Source organism: Nostoc foliaceum FACHB-393 (assembly GCF_014698505.1).
GTDB lineage: Bacteria > Cyanobacteriota > Cyanobacteriia > Cyanobacteriales > Nostocaceae > Nostoc > Nostoc foliaceum_A.
In genome coordinates this window covers 14,299-39,390 of record NZ_JACJTD010000009.1, presented here as the reverse complement: position 1 = coordinate 39,390, position 25,092 = coordinate 14,299, and the positions used below count along the sequence as shown (strand labels likewise).

22 protein-coding genes and 1 pseudogene are annotated in these 25,092 nt (G+C 42.2%); 9 read left to right on the top strand and 14 right to left on the bottom strand.

The genetic code is table 11. The annotated features are described in order from the left end of the window. Positions 1 to 2: 2 nt before the first annotated feature. Complete coding sequence (locus H6G92_RS10170) at positions 3 to 143, bottom strand: hypothetical protein (RefSeq protein ID WP_190893387.1); 141 nt, start codon at positions 141 to 143, stop codon at positions 3 to 5. A gap of 143 nt (positions 144 to 286) precedes the next feature. Between H6G92_RS10170 and H6G92_RS10165 the strand changes: the two genes are divergently transcribed. After that, positions 287 to 1,339, top strand: a complete 1,053-nt coding sequence (locus tag H6G92_RS10165; protein WP_190893385.1) for a hypothetical protein — start codon at positions 287 to 289, stop codon at positions 1,337 to 1,339. Positions 1,340 to 1,842: 503 nt separating this feature from the next. Here H6G92_RS10165 and H6G92_RS10160 read toward each other — a convergent pair. The 5 genes from H6G92_RS10160 to H6G92_RS10140 all read right to left on the bottom strand — a co-directional run bounded on the left by H6G92_RS10160 (position 1,843) and on the right by H6G92_RS10140 (position 7,806). Further along, positions 1,843 to 2,142 carry a hypothetical protein gene (locus tag H6G92_RS10160; protein ID WP_190893637.1) on the bottom strand — a complete coding sequence of 100 codons (300 nt, stop codon included), beginning with the start codon at positions 2,140 to 2,142 and terminating at the stop codon, positions 1,843 to 1,845. A gap of 72 nt (positions 2,143 to 2,214) precedes the next feature. After that, entirely contained in the window at positions 2,215 to 2,997 is a 783-nt protein-coding gene (locus tag H6G92_RS10155; protein ID WP_190893383.1) for a DUF928 domain-containing protein, read from the bottom strand. Between the two features lie 91 nt (positions 2,998 to 3,088). Further along, complete coding sequence (locus tag H6G92_RS10150; protein ID WP_190893381.1) at positions 3,089 to 5,428, bottom strand: CHASE2 domain-containing protein; 2,340 nt, start codon at positions 5,426 to 5,428, stop codon at positions 3,089 to 3,091. 18 nt (positions 5,429 to 5,446) lie between these two features. Beyond that, positions 5,447 to 6,586, bottom strand: a complete 1,140-nt coding sequence (locus H6G92_RS10145) for a DUF1822 family protein (RefSeq protein ID WP_190893378.1) — start codon at positions 6,584 to 6,586, stop codon at positions 5,447 to 5,449. 2 nt (positions 6,587 to 6,588) lie between these two features. Continuing rightward, complete coding sequence (locus tag H6G92_RS10140; RefSeq protein WP_190893376.1) at positions 6,589 to 7,806, bottom strand: sigma-70 family RNA polymerase sigma factor; 1,218 nt, start codon at positions 7,804 to 7,806, stop codon at positions 6,589 to 6,591. Between the two features lie 226 nt (positions 7,807 to 8,032). Between H6G92_RS10140 and H6G92_RS10135 the strand changes: the two genes are divergently transcribed. Continuing rightward, positions 8,033 to 8,515: a PD-(D/E)XK nuclease superfamily protein gene (locus H6G92_RS10135; RefSeq protein ID WP_190893374.1), complete on the top strand. Its 483-nt coding sequence runs from the start codon at positions 8,033 to 8,035 to the stop codon at positions 8,513 to 8,515. On the opposite strand, the gene H6G92_RS10130 is transcribed toward H6G92_RS10135, so the two are convergent. Next, positions 8,512 to 9,339: a DNA adenine methylase gene (locus H6G92_RS10130; RefSeq protein ID WP_190893372.1), complete on the bottom strand. Its 828-nt coding sequence runs from the start codon at positions 9,337 to 9,339 to the stop codon at positions 8,512 to 8,514. The two genes, H6G92_RS10135 and H6G92_RS10130, sit on opposite strands and share 4 nt — an antisense overlap. A 164-nt stretch (positions 9,340 to 9,503) precedes the next feature. On the opposite strand from H6G92_RS10130, the gene H6G92_RS10125 reads away from it, so the two are divergent. The 3 genes from H6G92_RS10125 (at position 9,504) to H6G92_RS10115 (ending at position 11,567) form a co-directional block, all read left to right on the top strand. Further along, a complete protein-coding gene (locus tag H6G92_RS10125) occupies positions 9,504 to 9,710 on the top strand; it encodes a DUF751 family protein (protein ID WP_190893370.1) in 207 nt (68 codons plus the stop codon). Between the two features lie 123 nt (positions 9,711 to 9,833). Then, entirely contained in the window at positions 9,834 to 10,253 is a 420-nt protein-coding gene (gene rbfA / locus H6G92_RS10120; protein WP_190893368.1) for a 30S ribosome-binding factor RbfA, read from the top strand. Between the two features lie 1,077 nt (positions 10,254 to 11,330). Continuing rightward, positions 11,331 to 11,567, top strand: a complete 237-nt coding sequence (locus tag H6G92_RS10115) for a DUF4327 family protein (RefSeq protein ID WP_062297131.1) — start codon at positions 11,331 to 11,333, stop codon at positions 11,565 to 11,567. Between the two features lie 457 nt (positions 11,568 to 12,024). On the opposite strand, the gene H6G92_RS10110 is transcribed toward H6G92_RS10115, so the two are convergent. Next, on the bottom strand, positions 12,025 to 12,378 hold the full coding sequence (locus tag H6G92_RS10110) for a hypothetical protein (protein ID WP_190893366.1): 354 nt from the start codon (positions 12,376 to 12,378) through the stop codon (positions 12,025 to 12,027). Between the two features lie 178 nt (positions 12,379 to 12,556). Then, complete coding sequence (locus H6G92_RS10105) at positions 12,557 to 13,303, bottom strand: 3-oxoacyl-ACP reductase family protein (RefSeq protein ID WP_190893364.1); 747 nt, start codon at positions 13,301 to 13,303, stop codon at positions 12,557 to 12,559. Positions 13,304 to 13,411: 108 nt separating this feature from the next. On the opposite strand from H6G92_RS10105, the gene H6G92_RS10100 reads away from it, so the two are divergent. Next, a complete protein-coding gene (locus H6G92_RS10100; protein WP_190893362.1) occupies positions 13,412 to 14,020 on the top strand; it encodes a TetR/AcrR family transcriptional regulator in 609 nt (202 codons plus the stop codon). 153 nt (positions 14,021 to 14,173) lie between these two features. Here the strand turns inward: H6G92_RS10100 and mutS are convergent, their stop codons facing one another. The 4 genes from mutS to H6G92_RS10080 form a co-directional block, all read right to left on the bottom strand. After that, a complete protein-coding gene (mutS, locus tag H6G92_RS10095; RefSeq protein WP_190893360.1) occupies positions 14,174 to 16,747 on the bottom strand; it encodes a DNA mismatch repair protein MutS in 2,574 nt (857 codons plus the stop codon). A gap of 86 nt (positions 16,748 to 16,833) precedes the next feature. Continuing rightward, a complete protein-coding gene (locus H6G92_RS10090; protein WP_190893358.1) occupies positions 16,834 to 17,478 on the bottom strand; it encodes a DUF4276 family protein in 645 nt (214 codons plus the stop codon). Further along, positions 17,472 to 18,671 carry an AAA family ATPase gene (locus tag H6G92_RS10085; protein ID WP_190893356.1) on the bottom strand — a complete coding sequence of 400 codons (1,200 nt, stop codon included), beginning with the start codon at positions 18,669 to 18,671 and terminating at the stop codon, positions 17,472 to 17,474. The genes H6G92_RS10090 and H6G92_RS10085 overlap by 7 nt, the downstream gene beginning before the upstream one ends. Before the next feature lie 208 nt (positions 18,672 to 18,879). Continuing rightward, a complete protein-coding gene (locus tag H6G92_RS10080) occupies positions 18,880 to 20,007 on the bottom strand; it encodes an ABC transporter ATP-binding protein (protein ID WP_190893354.1) in 1,128 nt (375 codons plus the stop codon). A gap of 305 nt (positions 20,008 to 20,312) precedes the next feature. Between H6G92_RS10080 and H6G92_RS10075 the strand changes: the two are divergent. From H6G92_RS10075 to H6G92_RS10065, 3 genes and pseudogenes are all read left to right on the top strand, one after another. After that, a pseudogene (locus H6G92_RS10075) lies at positions 20,313 to 20,607 on the top strand (hypothetical protein); the annotation flags it as partial. Between the two features lie 360 nt (positions 20,608 to 20,967). Continuing rightward, a complete protein-coding gene (mrdA, locus tag H6G92_RS10070; protein ID WP_190893352.1) occupies positions 20,968 to 22,800 on the top strand; it encodes a penicillin-binding protein 2 in 1,833 nt (610 codons plus the stop codon). Positions 22,801 to 23,010: 210 nt separating this feature from the next. Further along, on the top strand, positions 23,011 to 23,766 hold the full coding sequence (locus H6G92_RS10065) for a TspO/MBR family protein (RefSeq protein WP_190893350.1): 756 nt from the start codon (positions 23,011 to 23,013) through the stop codon (positions 23,764 to 23,766). 425 nt (positions 23,767 to 24,191) lie between these two features. On the opposite strand, the gene H6G92_RS10060 is transcribed toward H6G92_RS10065, so the two are convergent. Then, complete coding sequence (locus H6G92_RS10060; RefSeq protein WP_190893348.1) at positions 24,192 to 24,992, bottom strand: M15 family metallopeptidase; 801 nt, start codon at positions 24,990 to 24,992, stop codon at positions 24,192 to 24,194. Between the last annotated feature and the right edge of the window lie 100 nt (positions 24,993 to 25,092).

Sequence of the window (25,092 nt, the reverse complement as noted above, 5' to 3'; positions counted from 1 at the left end):
TCTTATTTGAGTGCATAAACCTCAAAAGTTAAACGTGTAACTCTGTGGAGGGTGAAGTAAGTAACGCCAACCAACAAATTCGAGGTTGCGATAATCCAAACTACTTTAACTACTCTCCACAGAAGTTGAAGCCAGGTAGTCATTATTTCTGCCCAATGCAGATTTGTACAGTGGCAGCAAATCATCAGCATGATGAGCGATTTGCCCTGTTAATTTTGCCTAGCTCAACAGCAAATCAACTTATAAACAATCATACCGTTAACTACTCAACAAAGGAACGTAAACCATGACTACTAATTACACCTCTAAATCTGCTTTTTCGTCTCACCAATCTACTCGTAAGGAAAAATTTATGTCCCGTAAACCATTAGGTCTACTTGCAGCACTTATCAGCGTCGGTGCGCCACTATTTTCATTGAATTTTGCTCAACCTGCAATGGCACAAGATAAGGCTAATTGCATAGATGTTAAAGGTGTAGGTGTATGTGTTGAAGAAAAAGGTGCTGGTTACGAATTTTATGCCAAGCTTGGGCCAATCACCAGTCAGAAACAATATATAGGTCGTGATGGTGGTTGTGCGACTTTTGGTACTGTTGATTTTGCTGGCTCTTACGCCCAAGTACAAGGTTGTGTTAAGGGAAGTCCACTAAGATTTGAAGGGAAAGCAGAAGCATGTGCATTTCGCCGTTGCAAAGGTGACAATTTTGCCATCAATTTACCCAATTCAGGCAATACTGCTTCTCAACCAACCCAAAATCCAAACGCTTTAGGTAAATACCAACTTTTCTGGGATGGAGTCCAAGTTGGCATGGAACCCAGTTGGACACTGCAACAAGCGATCGCTAACCTAGAATTCAATAAGAAAAGCTATCCTGACAAGAAAGTTGAAGGTTTATTCAATGGTCAAAAAGTCGGATATGAATTAATCTGGGATGGAACGAGAGTTGGCTTTGAACCGGGTTGGACACTCCAACAAGCGATCGCTAATTTAGAATTCAATAAGAAAAGCTATCCCGACAAGAAAGTTGAAGGTTTATTCAACGGTCAAAAAGTCGGCTATGAATTAATCTGGGATGGAACGAGAGTTGGCTTTGAACCGGGTTGGACACTCCAACAAGCGATCGCTAATTTAGAATTCAATAAGAAAAGCTATCCCGACAAGAAAGTTGAAGGTTTATTCAACGGTCAAAAAGTCGGATATGAATTAATCTGGGATGGAACGAGAGTTGGCTTTGAACCGGGTTGGTCACAAGAGCAAGCGATCGCTAACTTAGAATTTAATAAGAAAAGCTATCCTGACAAAAAAGTTGAAGGTTTATTTAATGGCAAACAACTCTAATAAATTAGAATTGATGCGATAGCCAATAGAATTAGCTCTAGCAAAACTGCTAGAGCTATTTTAATTTCCTGAAGAAAATTGCCAAGACAAAGTAGTAATTTTTTATATAGAACTACGGATAATACCATTTCTGATTTTGGATTTTAGATTGTCAAAGATTTACTGATAATCTCTTTGAGTATTTTATCTGTCCCAATCGTTGTTCAAATTGGTATATAGCGAGAAAAAAATGATTAACCACAGATGAACACAGATACTCGTAGGGACATGGCATTGCCCATACGTGTCAACTTAAGCTAAAACCCTTTTCAAATCTCGTTTCCAGCCTCTTGCTGGAAATGCTGCTCCTAGAGCATCGATTCAGTAATCAAAAACCTAACCCCCCTTCCCCCTTCCCTGCTAGGGAAGGGGGAGCCAAACTCCCCTCTCCGGTTCGGAGAGGGGTTGGGGGAGAGGTTCTTCCATGTCCTCGCGGTCTCCTGCCTTCTGAAGATTTGTGACTACTAAGGAGCCTTTCTAGTTTCAGTTGGTGAACGTTGAATTTCGCCCTCGCTGTAACCTAAGTCATACATACTCGCCGCTTGAGAATCTTGTTCTGGTGAAATTTTGGGTTTTCCAGCCCAGGCATCAGATTTTCCTAAGCTAAACCAATCTTCATCAGTCATTTCAGAACTGACTGTGTTCCCCTGTGTGTTTTTTATGTAGACATCCCTACTTCTTTTAAGCTCGTTAGTTCCTTCCATAACTATCTCGGAGCGCTTGTACATTACCCTATTGCCATGACAATTGTCTTGGCGATACATTACCTCTTCCGCAAGTATGAAAGCATATATGGCAAACTTTTCTCGAAATGTTTATTGGCAGATGCCGATCAATTATTTGGTAATACAGCAGGATGCGATCGCATCTGTATTAGACTTAGCTAAATCTACCTGTTTGAGTAGCTCAACCCAAGCTGATGCAATTTTTGGATCTTTGCGTTTATTGCTTTGTAAATGTTCTCCTAAAGTTGTTAAGGCATCATACCAGACACCATGTTTGGCAAAAAAAGTAGCTCTTGCCAACGGTGTTTTAGCTGCCTCAAGTTGTTGTTGCGATGATGGGTTGAGGGCCACTTGTGTCATTGAGCCTCGAACATAAACGGCAGCAGAGGGCTTCTGAGGATCGCAATAAATCGAAAAAGTCCAACGATAAGTTTTACCTGCCTCTAGAGTTGATGTAGGTTGTACTGCTAAACTGATAATTCCTGCCGATGTTTGTGAAGGATTAAATTTTTTCTGATACACATAATTGTCTGTTTCATCCTGAAGCACGAACTCTACAGGAACATTTGCAGTTAATTTATCAGGCACAAAGAACCAAAATGTTGGGGTTTGAGATGCTGACTGTCCCCAAACTAAATCTTTTGTACCTGTTTTAGTTGTAGGTACTAAAGCTGTCAAAGTCTCATACTGCTTACAGGAACCACGACTACCTCCACCTCTACGCCTTCCTGTCGGTTCTCCTGGCTTTTCCTGCACTCTTGGTGCAACATACCTGATTTCACTTGTTGATGTTAAGGTTTCAGCCTGTACAGGCAAATTTCCAGGTATGTCAAAAATGCCTAAGGTCAGTGCAGGGATGAGGGTGGCAGTGTGAAACCAAAGTAATTTTTTCATAAAAGAAATTAATTAGCGATCGCAGAAGTAATTTATTAGGATTTTTGATTCTTGAAGATTAATACCTAATTTATTACTACACTTCCGTTCTCTACAATTTCTGTAATTTTTTGCTGATAGAGATAAATATAGTGCTACTAAGTAGCAAAGACATCATCGGTGGTACTAAGGGTATCCAGCCGCCCTGAGTGAACAGGATTAAACAAAGTCCAAACAGCGTACCTGATGCTACGGTTACAGCAATACTGACATAAGCTATTTTGCGAAGATACCAAACTAGTAGACCACCTGTTAAAGACCAACCCCAAATCCAGCAAATATCACCCCATTGACTCCAAACCCATAACATGGGTCTTTGGTCTAAAGCGGCACTGAGTATTTCACTGACCATTTGTGCCTGAATGATTATGCCTGGAATGATTTCTGAAGGGTTTTTACCATAGGGTGTATACCAGTAATCGCTACTACTATTACTAGTGACACCAATCAGAATAATCCGGTTTTTTAAGGCATTTGGGTTTATTTGTCCGTTCAAGACTTGGCTGAGGGTAGCTTGGGGTGCGATCGCTTGCACTGAGGGCGAAAAACGGTAATTTAGTAAAATCTGACTGCCTTGGGCATCTATCGACTGATAACCACTAGTCCGATTTTGTAACCGTGGGAAAGTCTTATTTCCTAGTTGCAAATCCCAATTTGGGGTAAATTTGGCTAGAATTCCCTGTTTTTTCAGATAAAGAAATGCTAGCTGCACGTTAAAGGCAGAAGCCGGAGTACAACTTGACGAAATCGGGTTGGGAGTCATCGCCAACAAATGACGGCGGAGTACACCATCATTGTCCTCAACAAAATCGCTAAAACCTAGCCGTGTTTCTGGTATTTCCAGTGGGGGCGAAATGCCTGTGGGGTCGTATTTTGGGTCAGCACGTTTACAGATTGCAATTAAGCGATCGCTTTGTTGCATCCGCTTGGCTAGTTCTGGTTGGTTGGCACTCACTGGAAAATCTCTGTATATATCTAGACCAATAGCTGCTGGTTGATATTGTTCCAGTTTGGCTAGCAGAAGATTGAGATACTTATCGGATAAGGAACCTTGGCGCGGTTCCTGTCCTTGGGCTTGAATATCTTGGTCGGTGATAGTTACTACCAAAAGCCGCGAGTCTGGCTGTTCTTTGGGTCGTAGTCGCATTAATTGGTCAAATGCTTCTAGTTCTAGGGGTTGCAGCCCACCGAATAACCGGATTAATCCGATAATTAAAGTAACACTTAAGCTATTTAAAAAAACCAGTGGTAACTGCCTTAAATTCGGGCGTGGCAGATATAAACCCAACCTCTGACCGCACAGATCCTGCCAAGTAGGCGAAATTTCTGCTGGGTTTTGGCAAATGACAGGTAACCAAGTAGCGCAGGGAAAATCATGTTCTAGAGATTGTAATCTTTCTCTGGCCTCTCTCACGGCTGCATACAGAGTTTTTCCTTGAGAAAAAAGTGCCAGGAAGTGCTTCAAAAATTCCTGTGCTACCCGGTCTGGTACGGGTTCGCGCATGACAATCACTTGGGGTAAATGCAAATCAGCTAAATCTTGTGCTAATCCCAAACCATCACAAGAGTTAAAAATTGCTAGCTGTAACCCTTGAGCGATCGCCTTTTGTAAACCATACTTTAATTGGTCAATAGTTAAAGTTTCGCCAGAATTCAGCAGCATTCGTCCTTTACCTTGGCTGGAACTATGCCCCGCAAAAAAAAGAATATCCCAACCTGACTTCCATAATTGTTCTGTGAGTTCGGAACGGTTGGGTTCGACTAAAAACTTGAGTTCAACATTAGGTAATTGGCGAAGTAAATTTTGGTCTTTTTCGAGATCGATGCCCTGGCGATCGCCTAAAATTGCTAAGATTCTGACTTTACCTTGAGTTTTTTGAGGATTTGTTTTCACAGAACGGGTATATTCTGGCGGACTCAGGGCAATTTCTGCTTGGGGGTAATCAGTAAAAAAATGCCACAGACACCAGGGAAGCTGCAAAACTTGATCTGATTCAGCAGTAATAATGCAACGAATTTCCTCGTTCGGTAAGAGTTGAGTCCGCAACTTCCGGTCAATATTCAGAAACAGGGAACTATTCAGCCATGTGTTCAGATTTTGTTGTAATTCTTGAGAGAGGTTGTCAAACTCCGTTTGGGAAATATGGGTAACGTCTTCTTCATCAATTTCAAAGTCTGCAATGTTGCGACTGCGCCAACCCAAACTAGTATACAAAGCTGTATACATTTGTTGCCAACGTTGATAAAGATGTTCCAATTGTGGTGCAGCAGGTAATCCACCTGTAAATTGCATCGGAGTAGGAACATCCGTTTGCCAAAGTTGAGCAATGACCGTGGGAAACCCTTGCTGTAAGTTTCCTTTTCCTAAGTTTAGGACGATCAGTTTACTCATGGCGATTAATTTCTAAAACTAACTGATAAACTCTTGTGTGAAATTGAAATCATCTAAACCAACCTGAAGACTAAAACTTGTATTTTCAGGACATCGGAAGCCTTTGAGTTGGATCGAGTTATCTGTTTCTCGTGCTTGTACTGATTGCACAATTTCTCCAGAAGCAGAAATCAATGCCAGGCTAATATTTAGAGGTAAATAGAAATTGCGCTCCTTGGGATACAATTGGACACGGATTCCTACTTTATTATCTATTTCTGTGGTTAATGTCAACATTAACACTACATCTTGATTTCTAGTTGGTAACTCAATTTCCTTAACTCGTTGGATTGATTGTTGAGCCGAATCATTTTGGCGAAAGCTAAAGGCGAAATCTGGCTGTGTACCCAGGAAGTTTTCTATTGTTTGCCAACTATCTGCAACTATATTTTGGAACCACTGACGCAAGTTGACAAGTGCTGGTTTCTGTCTAAATCTTTGTGACCAATCTTCCCTATCTAACAATGCTCCCCAGATTTCAAAGGGCAATTCCAGGCGAGGATTAGTAATTGTGGGACTTGCTAATCTTTGCCACAAATTTTCTACTTGAGCAGCTGATAAAACAGGCAAAGGAGCGATGACAGTTTGTGTTTGTTCTTCAGGATACAGTTGACGTACTACCCAAAGCACATTTAGATCCTCAACCATTTGATTAGCATCTAAAGAGTAAGTCCGTTCTTGGGAATCGTAGCTACCTTGATTTTTTAATTGCTCATGAGTGGTATAGCCCCAAATTCTCATCCACTCACCATCAGGACTGACTTGTACTGCCAAGTAGTAATCTCCTGCCCATTGAGGAATATCTATCCATTCTTGTGGTACAGAAAATTCTCTAGTTTCTAAGCTTTTATCTGGAATTAGAATCAAGCGTTTTGTATCTAGATTTATAGCAGTGCCGTTGACAAGTTCCCAAGTTATTGGAAGTGTATTAATAGTAGCTTCTGGTACATATTCTGCTTGCAACCAAGGCAGAAAAGTACTGAGGCATACTTGATTTAGAAAAGCATTCCAACGACCACAGGGACTAACACTAGACTGGCTTTGCTGCCAAGATTTGTCTTGAACTTCAGGAGACACCTCTAACCACAGTTGAGTTGGAGGAACACAAAAAGATGACATAGCTACTGCTCCTTTGAGGAGTGAGGTTCCAAATTACTGAAATAATTTTGTAACCATTCCTCTAATACTGCACTAATATGTTTAACCACGTTGGAAGTTGGAGAAATATGCATTGTTTCTTGACTCCACTTGGCGATCGCCAGTAGTAGAGATTCTCTTGTTTTAGCCAATTGCCGTGATATTTGATATTGCTGGATTTGCTGTTGTTTAGCAATTTGTTGTTGAGTAAGTCCTTGCTGATAGTAGAGTTGCAGCAATTGTTGTGATTGAGGAGAGAGTTTTGCCAGAGTATTAATTAATAGATTATGGATTTCTTGTTGTTGGTTTTTTTGAGTCTCTGCTTCTTCTCTGGCTATTAAATCTGCGAGTAAAGATTCATTTTGAGTAGTATCTGGTAAATCATCTTGTAATTCACTATCGGCTTGACCTGTTTTAGGGGCGTTGAGTGAAGAAACCACAGGATATAAATAAGAACGTGCGTGTTTGGCGGATAACAGTAGCCATTTTTCGAGAGTTTGGGCGTTGCATTCTGTCCCTGATGGGTTGAGTTGTGTTAAGCGATCGCGGTTGTAGAGTTGAGCGATCGCTTCCCAAGTATCTTGATCAGGTCTTTGTAACTTCCGCACTCCTGGCGATTTACCCAGAATGTAACCATCTGCAAAACATTTCCAAGCTAACAGGTAACGGGTAATAGTTTCATCTGTTAGCCCAGCATTTTGTAATGATTGCTGTAGTCGCTTGCGGCTCAACTTTAGCAGCAATGCCCAATCGTTACAAAAATCTATTTCTTGTTTTTGCCGCAAAGCATCCCGAATCACATTGCCAAAAGCCACATTACTGTAGCTTTTCAGGCTGGCTTTTTGGTCAGGATCGCAAGCTTTGAGAATTTTTGGCACTTCTGCGATCGCTATTTGAAAACAGTCAGATAAGGTGCACTGCACACTAATAATTTGAGGGATCGTCCTTTGCGCTGACCAATAACAAGTCTCTTGCAAATAAGCTGATAGATGCGCTTCAGCTAGAGAGTTAGGCTGATTTTGCCAGTTCTTATGCCAGTAAATCGCCCAAAAATTTTCTGAGTATTTCGTTTCTGATATCTGTACCAAGCAATTTTGGATACTGCGCCGTAGTTTGGCATCATATATCCAACAGTTGAAGCGATCGGCTTCAAATTGGATGAAAGTCGAAAATATTTCCGAGATGTTCTGGCGAGGACGCATGAATTCAAAAGGATGAACCTTCAAAAATAAGTATATAGGAGTTACGGTGAGATAACACGGCACTGCCTATACGTGTCAACTTAAGCCAAAACCTTATTAAAACCTCGTTTCTAGCTAGAGGCTGGAAACGAGGAAATCTCTCAAAATTTATATGACCTAAGTATTTACTGTTGCTTCCAGGGAATCCTAAAATCAGGAAATCTTTTGGAAAATAATCAGGATAAAAATGACTCAAGGTGCAAGAGCAGTTACTTCTGGCAATGTTTTGGAAAAAGCTGTAGAAGGGACTTTACTGGGTCATGGATATGTGCAAGTGGGCTTTGATTTACCAAAGAAACAGCGTCTAGGATGTCTTTTAAGCTTGAATACTATACCAAAAAGATATGCAAGGCAGGTTTATATCGGAGCAGGAATTTATGGGAGCTATATATATGTAGACTTTTACATTATTGGCGCTGCATCCGTTTCTTCCGGGCTGATTATTGAGTGTAAATGGCAGCAAACTAGCGGTTCAGTTGATGAAAAACTTCCTTACCTTAACTTAAATATTCAAAATTGCTATCCTGCACAAGCAGTTGTATTAATTGACGGTGGAGGTATGAAACCGCAAGCTGTATCGTGGTTAAATAAACAAGTTCTTCTCAATCAAAACCTTCTCTCTGTTCATAATTTAAGTTCATTTATTGCTTGGTCTAACAATAATATTTAATAAGAAGTTACTAAAACTTCTGTGATCTTTCCACGCTTTTTGGCGTTAGAATTAATTGCCCTAGATGCTGATATAGTGTGGATATTGAAACTGCTGTAAAGGTTGCGAATAAATTCACAATCTGAATTAGATAGCATGACTTTTACTCCACGTTCAGCTAATTTTTCAAATATATCTTTGAGTTGAACTTGCTGTTCTTCAGCAAAGCGATCGCTACTGTAAGCTGTAAAATAGCTAGTTTCACTTACAGGATAGTATGGTGGATCAAAATAAATAAAATCATCACTGCTTGTGGCATAATTTAGTACATCAACAAAGTGTGTTTGTTTAATTTCAGATGTAGAAAGTGCTTCTGAAGCTGTTCGCAGTAAAACCTCCGAACAAATATTTGGATTTTCGTATCTGCCTAAAGGCACATTGAATTTACCCTGTGAATTGACTCGATAAAGACCATTAAAACAAGTTTTATTCAGATAAATTAGACGAGCAGCTTTTTCTATATCAGTACCACCAGAGTTATTCCTGACACTATAATAATAATCTTTATCATGTCGGTTTTTATGCTCTTTCAATATAGAAATTAATTCTTCAATATGATCTCTAACACAACAATAAGTGTTAATTAATTCGGCATTAATGTCAGTTAAAATTGCTGCGGTTGGTTGGAGATAGAAAAAAACAGCACCACCACCTAAAAATGGTTCATAGTAATTTTTATAACTCTTGGGAAAATAAGGAATATATTGCTGTATCAACCTACTTTTACCCCCTGCCCACTTCAAAAATGGACGCGGGCTAGTTTCTTTGGGGATTTGAATTACCATTTACTTCCGATTTAACTGAAAATAATCTTGACTAAATAAAGCCAATATAAGCGACGAAGCATATTTTATATTAACTGGGTAATTTTCCAGCCGCATAGATTACAATTGAGTAGATCAACATATCAAAACAAACGTAAGTATATAACAAGGCAGTTTACATTCAGATGTTTGACGGATTTTGGGATAACGTCTTTCGCTACCCCCGGTACTTAATTAGTATCGTCTTAGGCCTGTTTTTGAACACCTTTGCGCCATTAATGCCACTGTTAAAGCGCCCAGTTACCTTGATCGCCCTCTTGGGTTTATTTGTGAGCAGCCTAGTCTTCCTTACTCTCACCCTACGTGCAATGCTGGGCTTGAGTACAATCTAGACTAGCGCTATATCGGGGCTGTGCCCCACAGACGGTTGCTCTTGGCGTTGCTCCCGCTAAGTACTGTCTAAACCAACTTGCATATATTTTTGTGTACAACCTCTGTGAGGAGGCGAAATTTTTATGGCTACAAATCGCCGGGTTTCCCGCGTTGCTGAACTGATCAAACGGGAAGTTAGCCAAATGCTGCTCAACGGCATTAAGGATGACCGTGTGGGTACAGGAATGGTAAGTGTTACTGATGTTGATGTTTCTGGTGATCTCCAACACGCCAAAATCTACGTCAGTATTTATGGTACAGATGAAGCTAAGGCAGAAACAATGGCAGGCTTAAAGTCAGCTACGGGTTACGTCCGTAGTGAACTTGGGGCGCGGGTGCGGCTACGTCGTACACCAGAAGTGCTGTTTCTGGAAGATCGCTCCATAGAACGCGGTAATAAAGTACTGGCACTACTAAGCCAACTTAACCATGAGCGTCCTCCAGAAAATCTGTTACCAGTAGAAGACAGCACAGATCAAGATGATGAATCATTTAGTGAATAAGTAACTTAAATAACAATGTAACTTCAGAACAATTAATCTCAGCAAATCCGCCAAACAGTTTACAGACGTGACTAGATCGCGTCTGTTTTAATGTGACCATAACCTACATCAGCGATCGCTAGTTGCATATATACGCTTTTTGTTTGCCTTGGCTTTCGTCCTTACTCTACTATTCCTCTTTCCCTCTACCCCCTCTTGCCTATTTGTAATGACCTTTAAGAGAAATCCTATTAACGTGAGTTCGATGGCTCATTCAGATGTCTGCCTAACTAGCTGCAAAAAAGACCTCTCCCTGGTTTTACTACGCAAAACCGTCCCTCTCCGACTCGGAGAGGGACAGACTCGAACGAAAGTTCAAGGCAGGGAGAGGTTCGTCGAACTCACGTCCTATTAAGGGAACTCCAAAAATCCAATTATCCAATTCTTGCATCCAATCCAACTATCAGATTCTGCTTCGCCTGCAATTGGATATTGTTTTATTTGGAAATCCCTTACTCTACCCTTGTACAGATGTTTATCCAAAGAAAGCTGTGTAACATTAGTGCCGAAAATAACCAAGATATTACGGTTTTACTTAAGAAATTGTTAACAGATCCTGGGTAAAAGCCTTCGTAGTGTACTTTAGCCGTTATGTTTTGCAACACTTTATACCCAAGTATCTGACAAATATTCTTGTGTTGTTTACCCTTAGATAAATACCAGCAGTTCTAGATCCGGGTTTAAGGTGATTATTTGATATGTAAGCGATCTTAATGTGAATTCTTCCCACCCACAAAATCTTGCTTAAATACAGTAATGGCAAGACTTTCAGACTTGTGGAATAAAAGTCATACAGCTACCCTAGCAGGTTAAGTTAACTACTCGGAATTTTTTTTGTAAAGCGAATTTTCGAGAAATGTCAGGATTCGTTGACTTTCTTAACATTTCTTGAGATAATTTCAGGATATGTAGCGTCAAAATAAAAATAGTTCCGTATAGCAAACTACAAAATCCTAGCCACAAGTCTAATTTCTGTAATGTTTGTTCCTAATTATTAACGGGAACACTATCGTAAGTGTTAATTTGTGAGTAAAAACCATGAGTGTGAATACGGTGCCTTCTATCAATTACTACTCTCTCGATGTGATTCAAGACGAAGCACGCCGACTGGTGCAAAAGGGAATGGTTAGCAGACAACAGCCAATATATACCCTCTGCCAATACATTCCAGCGAGAGAGTGGGTTTGCGTTGAATGTGAATTAGAAAAATGTGACTTTTTGTTACGCGATCGCATTGGCGACCTAATTGGTCGTGAACAGTGGGACAACGACTAATCAATGTTTGATTTCAAATTTGGGATTGGGAGTTTATTTTCGATGTGTGGATGTCACAATCAACCATTGAACGCTCAATCTAGGGGATAATCTCTGGTTTTTGATGAGCATTGCCCCATACAGAATCTTGCGTTTTTCATTAACACAGAAGCATTGGAGTCTGGATTTATACAACTTTTCAAGTGAAAGAAGGCATCGGAATTAATTGTTCTGTATATCTGGTGCTAGAGCTTGAGTCTAGTATGTAGATTCCGTGAAGTTCCTACATTTATCCGATAGATAAGTGTAGGAACTTCACTATCTAAAAGGGGATGGGATTTTACGTTGACTGATGACTGATGACGGTTAACAGTCATCAGTCATCAGTCAACGGCGACGGGGCGGCTATCCCGGACACCCCTTGTTCGCACAGCGTCTCGTAGAGAAGAGGTGGACTTCCCGCCGCCTTGGTAAATTATTAACCTACTTGCTCTAAATACTGATTAATATCTTCAATGATGCGGGTAAGTTCAGCTTCAGTAGTCAAGCGGATGTTGACGTTACGGACAGTCAGTAAAACTTTGGCTGCAAAGGGCGTTGGCCAGATATTAGGATTACAGAAAATTTCTAAAAATACTTCACCCGTATAACGATATTCCAGGGGTGGTTGGGGAGTGACTTTACCGCCGCCAGGAGTGGGTTTAGAGGCGACAGCTTTCAGGCGCTCCATCAGTTGATCCGTCGCTGTCTTTAATTCTCGTGCTGCTTGGGGTGAAAAACTAAAGGAGACAGAACCTTCAATTAGGTTCAATGTTAGAGGAATTGAAGACATCTCTTTTTTATTAAAACTTCTTGATAAGTACTAATATTACCGGAAGAAGAGACGAAGCCGCCGAGATCGACGGCGGCGAAGCCAATTTTAAGGATGCGCCCCAGCTTTGCCTTGGTGCTGGGATCGTCGTCAGACAGATTTGCATGATCGGATTCTTGGTTTTACTATTGCCGCCGAATCAGGCTGCGAAGCCGCCATCAATCTTCAGGTTCGCACCGGTGACAAAATCAGCTTCCGCACTGGCGAGATAGGAAACCATGCCGGCGACTTCTTCGCTTCGTCCATAGCGCTGGAGGGCGATCATGCTTCTCATGGTGTCGGAAAAGGGGCCTTCCGCTGGGTTCATGTCCGTGTCTACCGGGCCGGGCTGGATATTGTTCACCGTGATGCCACGAGGGCCGAGATCGCGGGCAAGACCGCGCGTGAAGCTGGCGATCGCACCCTTAGTCAAAGCGTAGATGGAGCCGCCAGCAAAAGGCATGATGTCGCTGTTGACGCTGCCAATCATGATGATCCGTCCGCCCTCGCCCATATGGCGGACAGCTTCCTGAGTTGCCACAAAGACACCCTTCACGTTAACCGCAATCAGCCGATCAAAATCCTCCATTGAAAACTCGTCGATCGGGGCCAAAGCGGCGACCCCTGCATTGTTCACGAGGATGTCGAGGCGACCAAAGGCTTTCACAGTCTCGGCGACAGCGTTTTTCACCGCTTCAACATTGGCACTATCGGCGCGTATAGCCAAGGCTTGCCCACCTGCCGCTTCGATGGCAAGCACCACCTCGTCGGCTTTTTGCGGCGAGGTGGTGTAGGTGAGAGCAACAGTTGCACCATCGTCCGCGAGACGTTTGGCGATCGCTGCCCCCAGACCGCGTGAGCCGCCAGTGACCAATGCCACTTTACCTGTGAGTTTTTTGGTGCTCATAATATTTTTTTGTCGTTGGAGTTTGTCGTTACAATACAATTTTGTATCGTCTGGCATAGATATAAAGCATGGGGGCAAGCCTGTCAAGAAATTATTATACTGATAAGTATGAAACAGGAAAAAACCACTGCGGCCATGGGCCGACCCCGCGAGTTTGATACCGATGACGCGCTGAATCAGGCAATGCATGTGTTCTGGCGCAAAGGCTACCTGGGGACATCCCTTTCCGATCTGACTGAGGCTATGGGCATCAATCGCCCAAGTCTCTATGCCGCCTTTGGCAACAAAGAATCTTTGTTCCGCAAAGTACTTGATCACTATGCCGATGGGCCGTCAGCCTATATTCGTGAGGCTTTGAAAGAGCCGACCGCGCGCCAGGTCGCCGAGCGGATGATGCACGGGGTCGTTGAACTGGGAACCGATCCGGGCAATCCACCGGGATGTCTCTGGGTTCATGGCACACTTTCATGCGGAGATCCGGCCAATCCGCTCCGGCAGGAATTGTCTGCACGCCGAGCCTCAAGCGAAGCCGACCTGTGTAAGCGTTTCGAGCGGGCGATTTTGGAGGGCGACTTGCCGACCGATTCCGACCCAGCCGCTCTCGCCCGTTTGGTGGTGACAGTCAATTGTGGAATGTCAGTTTTGGCGGCGACCGGAGCCACTCGGACGGAACTATTGCGGGTTGTGGAGACAGCGTTGCAAGCTTGGCCAAAGTAGGACAACACCTATACCTATTTGGTGTCGCATGGACATTTGAGGTGGAAATCAGAATTCGCTCTTCAAATCTTAATCATTTTCTGAATAAAGCACGGGCTTCCTTATCCTTTAAAATCTGTCAACGCAGACAAATAATTTGGCAACCGACACAAGTTAATCCAGATTTTGCAGCCCCATCGCAATCTTACTATGCTTCTCAATTTGCCCCATCACTTGTTTTGCTCGTTGAATAACTACGGCTGGTAAACCTGCCAATCTTCCCGCCTCAATTCCATAAGACTTATCAGCGCCTCCCGGTTGAACTTGATGCAAAAAGATAATTTGGTCGGGTAATTCTTTCACCGTCACTTGATAATTAGCCACATTCGGCAAAATGCTAGCTAGTTCATTCAATTCATGGTAATGAGTAGCAAAAATCGTTCGTGCCCGAATATCCACTGCTATATATTCTGCCACCGCCCAAGCTATAGAAAGACCATCAAAAGTTGCCGTTCCCCGGCCAATTTCATCCAATAAAACCAGCGACCTAGATGTGGCATGGTTGAGAATATTTGCCGTTTCATTCATCTCCACCATGAAGGTAGATTGACCAGTTGCCAGATCATCCACTGCACCTACACGGGTGAAAATGCGATCGCATATTCCTAATTTTGCAAACCTAGCTGGTACAAAACTACCAATCTGCGCCATTAACTGAATCAATCCCACCTGACGCAAATAACAACTTTTGCCACTAGCGTTTGGCCCGGTGAGAATAATCAAATCGGGGAGTGGGGAAATTTCTTCTTCACTACTTCCTAATTGAGTCGAATTCGGCACAAAGAAACCCGCAGGTAAAGACTGTTCCACCACCGGATGACGGCCATCAACAATATTTATCTCCCTTCCTGGCAACATTTCTGGACGACAATAACCTTGATGCACCGCCAACTCAGCCAAACCACACAACACATCCGCCGCCGCCACTGCGCGAGAAAGATTGCGAATTACTTCCGCCTCTTGTGCTACCTCTTCCCGCAACGACGTAAAAATTTCATACTCCAACTGATTTAAATCATCCCGCGCCGTGAGAATCCGGGCTTCTCTTTCCTTCAAATCTGGGGTAATGTAACGTTCCTCGTTTGTCAGGGTTTGCTTGCGGATGTAATTAGCAGGTACTTGGTCAGATTTGCTGCGGGAAATACTGATATAATAACCAAAAGTTTTGTTAAATCCTACCTTCAGTGTCGAAATTCCGGTCTTAGCTCTCTCATCAACTTCCAAGTTGGCAATCCATTGTTGGTCAGCTTCTACAGTCGCCTTCCTTTCATCCAAGAGGGGATTTACACTAGGGCGAATCAATCCGCCTTCTTTGATTAGTATGGGTGGCGACTCCACAAGATGCGCATGTAACTTTTGTGCTAATTCTTCCAATACACTTGGAACTTTCTGCAAAGCCTTGAGGAATGGAGAACGCGCCTCAGTTACTAAGTGGGATAATTCTGGTAAACGTGAGAGGGAATCTGCCAAAGCTACTAAATCTCTGGCATTAGCTGTACCAGAACCTGCCCTTCCCGTCAGGCGTTCTAGGTCATAAATTTGGCGTAACAACTGCCGTAAATCTTGACGTAGGGGCGTATTTTCCATCAATTCTTGGATGGTATCAAGACGTGCCCGAATGCCTTTAATATCGAGTAATGGTTGTAACAACCACCGCCGCAAAGCACGCCCACCCATCGCTGTACTAGTTCTATCCAATGCCCAGAGTAGGGAACCGTGAAAAGTTCCATCCCTGACAGTTTGGGTAATTTCCAGGTTACGGCGGGTTTGATTGTCAACAATTAGGTAGTCGGTGACAGTGTAGGTGCGGAGTCTTTGGAGGGTAACTGGGTTTTCTTTTTGGGTATCTTCCAGGTATTCTAGAAGGCCACCAGCCGCACGAACAGCGAGGGGAAGATGATCACAACCGAGTCCTTCGAGCGATCGCACCTTAAATTTCTGCAATAATCTAGGTCTAGCTTCGCCTTGGGAAAAGGGTACTTGCGATCGCAAACTATAGCAAAATGATGGTGGCAAACACTGGGGGAGATGTGGCGAAGTTTCTCCTGGACGCAGCAAACTACCCAAATCGGGCGCATTTGTCGGAACTAACACCTCTGAAGGTTGCAAGCGCATTAATTCCTGTGTCAAATGTTCTAAATCGCTACCTTGAGTGGTGAGAAATTCCCCTGTGGAGATATCTGCATAAGCTAAACCCCAATGATTTGCGGCAATTACTACTGCTGCAAGGTAATTATTACGACTAGATTTGAGCATTCCCTCTTCTAGCAAAGTGCCAGGAGTTAAGATGCGCGTTACTTCCCGGCGTACCAATCTACCAGCAGCTTCTGAAGCATCTTCCACTTGGTCGCAAATTACCACTGCATAGCCTTTTTCTACCAGCATTGTGGTGTAGCGTTCCCAAGCGTGGTGTGGAACACCAGACATCGCCACTCGTCCCTGTTCCCCAGCTTGCTTGCTAGTGAGGACTAATTCTAATTCTTGGGCTAGTTTGACAGCATCTTGGAAATAGCATTCAAAGAAATCTCCTACCCGATACAGCAATACTGCGTGAGGATATTTATCCTTCGTCTCGACATAGTGCAGATACATTTGACTTAACTTGCTGCGGTCTACCTGTCGATGGTCGGAAATAAAAGTACTCGCGTCGGGTTTAGTAGATGGAGTTTCAGAGTGAGAAGCGGTCATAGATGCTATTGGGTTACGCACAGAAATTCCACAATATCCGATGATAGCTTGATGTTAGAGGTGAATTGCGATCGCTCAAGAATTTTTTACTCTTCATTAGGGTTGTTGGTTGATACACCCATTTTTGTTGTTAGTGTGGTGAATAGGCGATCGCAGTGTGGCGAAGCCTTGCGTACTTTGTCCACATCTAATAATTCTAAAAGTTTCGAGACATGTTTGATTTTTTGGTACTCACCTTTTTTAGTAGAACGAGTAGCAGCTTTTAAGCTTGGTTCTAAACTATCTTTGTCAATAATCTCCACATTAGCATTTTTGGGAATAGCATTTTCTTTAAATCCCTGCCCGTAAAATTTTTTTAGGGTTGCTATATCACTAATAAACCAAGCTTCCATTGCTTGTACCATTAAATGGCAATGACTATCATCAACACCTGATGGTGCATCCCAATTATCCCTAAACTTCAGATGCTTCCAAGGAGACTGTGTGGTAACAGATGCTTCTGCATCAACAAGCAACACATTAAAGGCTTCTGGATGAGATTTTAAAGCATTCCTAAAATCACGGAAAGCGTTATTACGAGAACCACAGATAGTAATATTCCATTTAATTTTTTGACTTTTAGCTATTTCTACAAGTGGTTTTAAAAAGTTACTAAATCCTTGTCTAATTAAAGCTTTCGTATTCTTTCCATCTCCACCACCTTCTATATAAATTCTAACCTCTACTACCATCGATTGCCCCCAATTTCACCCATCCGCCAGAGGTCGCCAAGAGTATAATTTTCAAGCCAATTTTTCAGTTTATCAGGTTCAAGGCGGCGGAGATGAGATCCTTTTTCATTGCGTTCACACACCAGTATTGATTCAGGATATTCACTCAAAGCAGAAACTAAAGCATCAGAATGGGTAGTAACTATTATTTGAGTTCGCCCTGATGCTTCGATTAACATTTCTGCAATAGTAGGTAAAATATCTGGATGTAAACCAATCTCTGGTTCTTCAATACATATAAGTGGTGGTGGAGTTGGGTCAAGCAGTAAAGTCATTAAAAATAAATAACGGAGTGTACCATCAGATAAACGATTTGCAGGAATTGGTTCAAGAAGTCCTTCTTCACGAATAAATATCTGTACTGTACTACCATATATTCTTACACTCACTTCTTCGGCTGCTTCATAAAACTTTTTCAGTTTTTCAATAACTCTTCTATTCCCTATTTGGTGTTGTAAGTTATTTAACATTAAACCTAAATTACTGCCATCTTCTAGTAGAGGATGTTCAGGTAAGTCAGTTTTTTGAGCATTTCTTGGTTCTGAATATCGCCCCATCTGCCAGTAACGATATAAACCAATATTAGAAAATTGTGTGCTGAGATAAGAAAGCTCTGGATACAGGTCTGGATCTTTTCTCTGAGATAAAACTGACTGATCTGGAATCAAATCTTCTCGGCGAAGAGAGCGTTTGAATGGTTCTCCATCGTTCTCTATCTTGGTGATATTTAAAACTGGACGACCACTTTGGTAACGATAGTAAAAATAGACATCGCTTTCACCGTGATATCTTTGTTCATTTTCTACAGCTTCGTCTACTAGCTCTAGTCTTTGACCAATCGAAGTCAAATTAACGTAATAGCGCAAATTTTGGAGTCTTTGAGGATAATTTAAAGTTACTTCTATTTTAGCTACCGGAGTTTCCTGTCCACCCTTCCACAGAAACTCGCTAATGCCTCCCCCTTGACGAAAAGGTGCTGGTAAATCTGTGGGTGTTGCGCGTAAAATACCCATTGCTTCAATTAAATTCGATTTACCCGAAGTATTAGCCCCAATTAAAACATTGAGCGGTTGCAGTTCAATTTCTTCACCCTCACTTCCATAGGAAATGAAGTTTTTTAATCGCAAGGTATGGATAAATCTTTTACCTTCCATTATATTTACCTATTTAGCTAATCATAGTTACCATTAAACTTTACCCATCAATAATGTAATTAAGAATAGCCAATGTGGTTTGTCAGCAGAACAAACAATTAAACAATTTAATTGAGATCATATCAGTAGCGATCGCACAAGGATATTTTACCCTTTTGGTACGATGGGATAGTTGGTTGATAAACCTTTAGGGCAGATTCTGATAACTCTACTGACTAATAGCCAAACAATCATTTTCTGCCCACCAAGCGTAGATAGGCGTGTTGCGGTCTGCTAAAGGGCCAAAAGTATTAGGTTGCAACACATTTATGCTAATACCATTTGTTAATTCCACAACATAATTAACGTGTGTGCCCAAATACATAACATTGATCAGCCGTCCTTCAAAGCAGTTAGCTGGCAAATTGGGTGGATAAAGCGAAAGCTGTATTTTTTCTGGGCGGATGCTGACTACCACCGCTTGCGATAATTCAGATGGTGTATCTTCAGCGCGGCTAATGACAATTGATAGACCCGTTTTGGTCGAAATTCTAACATTAGACGAGTCTACCGCTACGATTTCACCGCTGAATAAATTAGTATCGCCAATAAAATCAGCAACAAAAGATGTCTGAGGACGTTCGTAAATTTGGCTGGGAGTGCCAACTTGTTCAATTTTGCCTTGGTTCATCACGGCAATGCGATCGCTCAAAGACAATGCTTCTTCTTGGTCGTGTGTCACCATCACAAAGGTCACTCCCAAATCTTTGTGTAAATTTGATAACTCAACCTGCATTTCCTTACGTAGTTTCAAATCTAACGCCCCTAAAGGTTCATCCAGTAGTACGACGGTGGGACGGTTGACTAGGGCCCTTGCTAAAGCGACTCGCTGCTGTTGACCACCAGAAAGTTGATTGGGAAAGCGCGATCGCAAACTTTCCATTTTTACTAGCTTTAAAGCTTCTTGAACTCTAGCTTCAATTTCCGATTTGCGGATTTTTTTTAACCGTAGTCCAAAGGCGATGTTATCCCAAACATTCAGGTGGTTAAATAGAGCGTAACTTTGAAATACAGTATTGACGGGTCGGCGGTAAGGCGGCACATTAGTCATAGACTGGCCCTGAATCAGAACCTTGCCAGCGTCAGCGATTTCAAACCCAGCAATTAAGCGCAGTGTTGTTGTTTTACCACAACCGGAGGGGCCTAAAATACTAAAAAATTCTCCCTGTCTGACATCCAAATCTATTCCATGTACTGCTGGTTCTTGGTTAAAAAACTTGAACACGTTACGCAGTTCAACATCAAGTGGCTGAAAAGTTGTTATCCCCCTCTGATTCTGCATGACAATTTGAGCCATAGTTCTGAGTAGAATGCCGTGATATTACGTAATTTTGTCAGTAGTCTTTTGGGCAGACTAGATTTGACACTTTGGTTTATTGTATCCGCCAAAAACAATTGTTCAAGAATATACTTGCCCGATTCTTTTATACCCATTATTGGGCATGAGTTTAGGGTAATTGTATACAGATAATACCGCTCTTGGTACTCGCTATCCTAGCTCTGTATATTTGTGGTCGATGGCACATACTAAGCCTTTCTGGTCTGTAGTTGACCCGCGTCAAGCACAAATTCTCAACATCCTGCAAGATGAAATGGAAAAGAAATATGTCAATTGGTCAAGGTGCTTTGCAAGTGACACCCCTGCAATCAGCGATTATGTTTTCTGTCCCTGCTAATGGCGGGTATCGAGTTCAGCCTTGGTTTGGTGCTTATGCTCCCAGTAATAAACCAGAAATTGTGGTTGTGGCTTTTGGTGAAAACTCCGGCGATCATGCCGATGGTTTTACAAGTGCTAGAAGCTTATTTTCAGCATAAATATCCAGGTAAGTATCAAAAACCTCAGCCTGAGCCATCAGAAGCAAAAACTCATAATTCAGGACATGGCACTGGAGACTAGTACTCGACCAACCCAAAAATGATGAGTGAAAGTAGACAAGGGGAGAAAAGAAATTAATTTTCTTACCATAAACCCCGTAAAGTTTCTTTGGGGGACTACTAGCGTGGGAAATTAAAAATTAAAAATTCCCTATTTCTAGGCATTTTAAGCATTTTCAATGCTATTTTTATTTCTGCTGTTATGTAATAGTGTGCGGAGTTTAAAATTCAAAAAGCCTTTGGGTGACGAAATCGAAGATATGAGCTTATGGTATCTATTAAAAATAATTAATCACTCTCGATTAATTTGCTATCAAATCCCTGCTAGGAATTTAGCAGAATTGTTTACAAATAATCTTAATTTTGAAATCCTCTTTGTCTTATGACTTTATTCAACCCATCTCCACTTGGCGGACAAAAAAATACACGTACAGTCGGACGGAGTTTCCAGCCGATATTTTTAATTATATTTACTCTACTGATGATGACTGGGATCAGTGTTCGTTTGGCATATTTGCAAATTACTGAAGGAGCAAGCCACCGAAAACGAGCCGAGTCAAATCGAATTCGGATGATCCCTAAACAACCAGAACGAGGCAACATCTTTGACCGCAATGGCAAACTTTTAGCCAGTACTCGCTATCCTCGCTCTGTATATTTGTGGCCGATGGCACATACTAAACCTGCGTGGTCGGTTGTGGGAGCACGTCTATCTGAAATTCTTGACGTTCCTCAAGAAGAAATGGAAAAGAAACTAGAAGAAGCAGGCGCTAACTCTTCTTCACTCATAAGGATTGCCCGTGACTTGAACGAAGCACAAATTACCGCATTGAAAGAGTATGAAACTGAACTCCAAAACGTAGAAATTCATACAGAAGCGGTTCGCTACTACCCCCACGGTAAGCAATTAGCACATGTATTAGGATATACGCGAGAACTAACCGCCGACCAGTTAAAAGAAAAGAAGCAGGAAGGCTACAGATTGGGTGATGTGATTGGTCAAATGGGAGTTGAAAAAGCTTATGAGAAAAATCTGCGGGGCGAATGGGGCGGTCAGCAGGTAGAAGTTGATGGTGCAGGTCGCCCGCTCCGGGTTTTAGGTGAAAAGCAGGCAAAAGCTGGTAACGATTTGCACCTAACTATAGATGTGGATATGCAAAAGACAGCAGAAAAAGCTTTGGGCGATCGCGACGGTGCGATCGTGGCACTTGATCCAAAGAATGGTGCCGTTTTAGCAATGGTATCTCACCCCACCTTTGATCCAAATATTTTCTCGAAGCAGAAACTCACCCAAAAAGATTGGGAAACTGTCCAAGGTGCCGACCATCCTTTGGTAAATCGCGCCCTCAGCGCTTTTCCACCTGCAAGCACCTTCAAAATTGTCACCACCACAGCCGGTCTAGAATCAGGTAAATTCTCTCCTAGCACAGTTTTGCAAACCTACGGTTCCTTAACTTTTGGCGGTACCCGATTTGGTGAATGGAATCACGCTGGATTTGGCCCATTGGGTTTTGTCGGTGCATTGCAATGGAGTAGTGATACTTTCTTCTATCAAATTGGTCGGGGAGTCGGTGGCCCAACTTTAATTGAATGGACTCGCAAGTATGGATTTGGTAAAAGAACTGGCTTTGAGTTTGGCAACGAAGAAGCAAAAGGTTTAGTGCCAGATGAGGCATGGAAGCAGAAAGCTTGGAAGATACCTTGGACTGTAGGTGACAGCATTAATATGTCAATTGGTCAAGGTGCTTTACAAACTACACCTTTACAAGTCGCCGTTATGTTTGCCGTGCCTGCTAATGGTGGCTATCGAGTCCAGCCACATTTGCTTAAAGACAACGAAGAAGCAAAAAGCTGGCGAGAATCTTTAAATATGAAGCCGACAACCATAAGTGTTCTCCGTCAGGGACTACGAAAAGTAGTAGCTGAAGGCACGGGTAAGGCTTTGAAGCAGCCAACAGTTCCCCCAGTCGCTGGTAAAAGTGGCACTGCTGAAGCGTGGAAGGGCCGTGTTAAGCAAAATCACGCTTGGTTTGGAGCCTATGCACCTGCTGATCAACCAGAAGTTCTGATTGTGGCATTTGCTGAACATTCCGGCGGTGGTGGTGGTAGCATTGCTGCGCCGATGATCTTACAAATTATGGAGGAATATTTTCAGCGCAAGTATCCAGGTAAGTATCAGAAACCAGTGCCTGTGAACCCAGGAAACAGCAGATGAAATTGGTCATGGGGCATTGAAAAGAGGCAGAGGGGCGGGGTGTAAGGGGCAGAGAGGAAAATTCTACTCCCTTGCTTCTTCCCATCGCCAAATAACAATGAGGTCAATCGTGATTGACGACTATGATAATCATGCTGGTGGAGCAATGGAGCATTTCGCTAGAAGAAGCGATCGCAGTACTAATTACAAACTACGCACAATCTCTTAATTATGAATCAATCCAATAATAGTGGAATACTTGAACAGTTTGTCAATACAGTGATGGGGGTAAAAACTCTTAATCAACAACAGTTTCCACATACATCAATAGCTACTACACAAGAACTAGATATCAGAGCAGTTTTAGTTTATACACTAGGGACTATCCTACAAATAGTAGTTATGATTCTTGTGTTGCTGGGAATGGAAAAATTAGTAATGTTGATTGATAGCAATTCTTCTTTTCCCAGTTGGTTTAGCACTTTATTGACTGGATTGTTTTTTGCTATATTAAGTATCCGTTCACGAATTTTTTCTCTTTTAGATAATACTCGTTCTCGTCAGACTTATGACCAGGTGATCAGACCAAGCTGGTCTCCTCCACCTTTAGTATTTCCCATAGTTTGGATGATAATTGCCGTTTTGCGGGTAATTTCTTCTGTATTGCTTTGGCAGCAAATGAATCACCAATTTTTAGTGCTGCCTTTAATTTTGTTTGTGGTTCATCTGGCTTTAGGTGATACTTGGAATACGATTTTTACTGTAGAACGGAGATTAGGTGCTGCTGTACCTGTAGTTATTTTCGGCCCTTGGTTATCTGCTGTAGTGGTGACGGCAATTTATTGGCAAACTAATCCTATAGCGGGAATGACTTTATCATTTTCCTGTGTATGGCTAACTGTAGCTGCTGTATTGGTATTTAGAATTTGGCAATTAAATGGATCTGAGCCATTGTACCCTTTAAAACTAACACCTGTGGAGAAATAAATACTCAAAATTCACCTTGATATGAAAGCAAGGAAAAATATTACTTGACTTTTGAGTACCGTATTCAACATACATAAAAAGCGGTAGATAAATCAACAATCTACCGTTTTTTAAGCTCTTAAATCTGAGACTTAATTAATCTTAAATCTAACCTGTATATTGCCTTAATTAACATCAGCTAGAGCGACATTACTATCTTTGATGCAACCGCTATGATTAGTCGCATATTACAGACCAAGCACATTTATAAGCGACTGCGGTCTTGGGATTTCCCCAAGTACAGCAAGTGGCGTGCCTGGGGTAATAATTACGAATTACGTTAACGCAGCGTAAAGCCTTCTCTACGAGAGGCTGCGCCAACGCTTAGAGCGACGCAGGAGCGTCATTACGAATTACGAATTACGAATTATTTTGACTCCAGTCTCCTATGGTGATATTTGAGCGGGTTTCAAATTTCTGGCTTTGTAGAACATTTCTAAACTATTGCGATCGCCTACAAAACGCCAGTGCCAAGGCTCATAACTCACACCTTGAGCATTATTTTTAGGAAATGACATTTCAAAGCTGAAACGTGCTGCATTTGCTTGCAGCCACCGATAAGCCTTGGTATTGTCAAAGTTAGTTTGGAGATTAGTTGCTGGTACTGATCCGTCTCCAACATCCACAGCATAACCTGTGTGATGTTCGCTATGACCAGGAGGAGCGCTGAGGGCAGCTCGTTCTATTGGTGTTTGATTTCGCTGGGCACCGACACCAAAAAACAATGGCTCCTGGTCTTTGACTGAGCGAAAGCCAGAAATTGGTACTAAAATTACACCTGCACTCCGCGCTGCTGCTACCATCTCCTCAAACTTTTGGGCAGCAGATTTTCGCATTCTAATGCCCCTATTTGCGGAGATGGTTACTAGTTCTGACTCAGGCGCTTCCGGGTATGCCAGATGTCCTAACAAAGTATTGACATTATCAGATTCTGTAGTTGATGTAGGTGCAGAACTAGTGACCGAGGGTTGAGAATCAGCGATTTTTTTGGGTGCAGTGACGAAAAACAAAAAACCGCTAATTAAAGCCAGTAAGACAAATCCCGCAACTCCCCCAATAAGGATAATTCGGGGTTGCAACCAGATGTTAGGTGCTGCAACAGGGGTATCGCGTACAGCCACTGGAATATCATCACCAAGGTCATTCGATGAGTTTTGCGGTTTTCCAGAAAACCCAGCCTTATTCAAGGGTAAACTCCTGTTTTTGTGGGATAGCCATAACAGATTTTGCACTGGACAAAAGTAAACGTAACAGGTAGCATTTTACATCTGTGGTTCTTAGGCGCAA

Excerpts from the sequence above, each read along its gene's own strand:
- H6G92_RS10170 (WP_190893387.1), bottom strand. The coding sequence starts at position 143 with ATGACTACCTGGCTTCAACTTCTGTGGAGAGTAGTTAAAGTAGTTTGG.
- H6G92_RS10165 (WP_190893385.1), top strand. The coding sequence starts at position 287 with ATGACTACTAATTACACCTCTAAATCTGCTTTTTCGTCTCACCAATCT.
- H6G92_RS10160 (WP_190893637.1), bottom strand. The coding sequence starts at position 2,142 with ATGTATCGCCAAGACAATTGTCATGGCAATAGGGTAATGTACAAGCGC.
- H6G92_RS10155 (WP_190893383.1), bottom strand. The coding sequence starts at position 2,997 with ATGAAAAAATTACTTTGGTTTCACACTGCCACCCTCATCCCTGCACTG.
- H6G92_RS10150 (WP_190893381.1), bottom strand. The coding sequence starts at position 5,428 with ATGAGTAAACTGATCGTCCTAAACTTAGGAAAAGGAAACTTACAGCAA.
- H6G92_RS10145 (WP_190893378.1), bottom strand. The coding sequence starts at position 6,586 with ATGTCATCTTTTTGTGTTCCTCCAACTCAACTGTGGTTAGAGGTGTCT.
- H6G92_RS10140 (WP_190893376.1), bottom strand. The coding sequence starts at position 7,806 with ATGCGTCCTCGCCAGAACATCTCGGAAATATTTTCGACTTTCATCCAA.
- H6G92_RS10135 (WP_190893374.1), top strand. The coding sequence starts at position 8,033 with ATGACTCAAGGTGCAAGAGCAGTTACTTCTGGCAATGTTTTGGAAAAA.
- H6G92_RS10130 (WP_190893372.1), bottom strand. The coding sequence starts at position 9,339 with ATGGTAATTCAAATCCCCAAAGAAACTAGCCCGCGTCCATTTTTGAAG.
- H6G92_RS10125 (WP_190893370.1), top strand. The coding sequence starts at position 9,504 with ATGTTTGACGGATTTTGGGATAACGTCTTTCGCTACCCCCGGTACTTA.
- rbfA (WP_190893368.1), top strand. The coding sequence starts at position 9,834 with ATGGCTACAAATCGCCGGGTTTCCCGCGTTGCTGAACTGATCAAACGG.
- H6G92_RS10115 (WP_062297131.1), top strand. The coding sequence starts at position 11,331 with ATGAGTGTGAATACGGTGCCTTCTATCAATTACTACTCTCTCGATGTG.
- H6G92_RS10110 (WP_190893366.1), bottom strand. The coding sequence starts at position 12,378 with ATGTCTTCAATTCCTCTAACATTGAACCTAATTGAAGGTTCTGTCTCC.
- H6G92_RS10105 (WP_190893364.1), bottom strand. The coding sequence starts at position 13,303 with ATGAGCACCAAAAAACTCACAGGTAAAGTGGCATTGGTCACTGGCGGC.
- H6G92_RS10100 (WP_190893362.1), top strand. The coding sequence starts at position 13,412 with ATGAAACAGGAAAAAACCACTGCGGCCATGGGCCGACCCCGCGAGTTT.
- mutS (WP_190893360.1), bottom strand. The coding sequence starts at position 16,747 with ATGACCGCTTCTCACTCTGAAACTCCATCTACTAAACCCGACGCGAGT.
- H6G92_RS10090 (WP_190893358.1), bottom strand. The coding sequence starts at position 17,478 with ATGGTAGTAGAGGTTAGAATTTATATAGAAGGTGGTGGAGATGGAAAG.
- H6G92_RS10085 (WP_190893356.1), bottom strand. The coding sequence starts at position 18,671 with ATGGAAGGTAAAAGATTTATCCATACCTTGCGATTAAAAAACTTCATT.
- H6G92_RS10080 (WP_190893354.1), bottom strand. The coding sequence starts at position 20,007 with ATGGCTCAAATTGTCATGCAGAATCAGAGGGGGATAACAACTTTTCAG.
- mrdA (WP_190893352.1), top strand. The coding sequence starts at position 20,968 with ATGACTTTATTCAACCCATCTCCACTTGGCGGACAAAAAAATACACGT.
- H6G92_RS10065 (WP_190893350.1), top strand. The coding sequence starts at position 23,011 with ATGAATCAATCCAATAATAGTGGAATACTTGAACAGTTTGTCAATACA.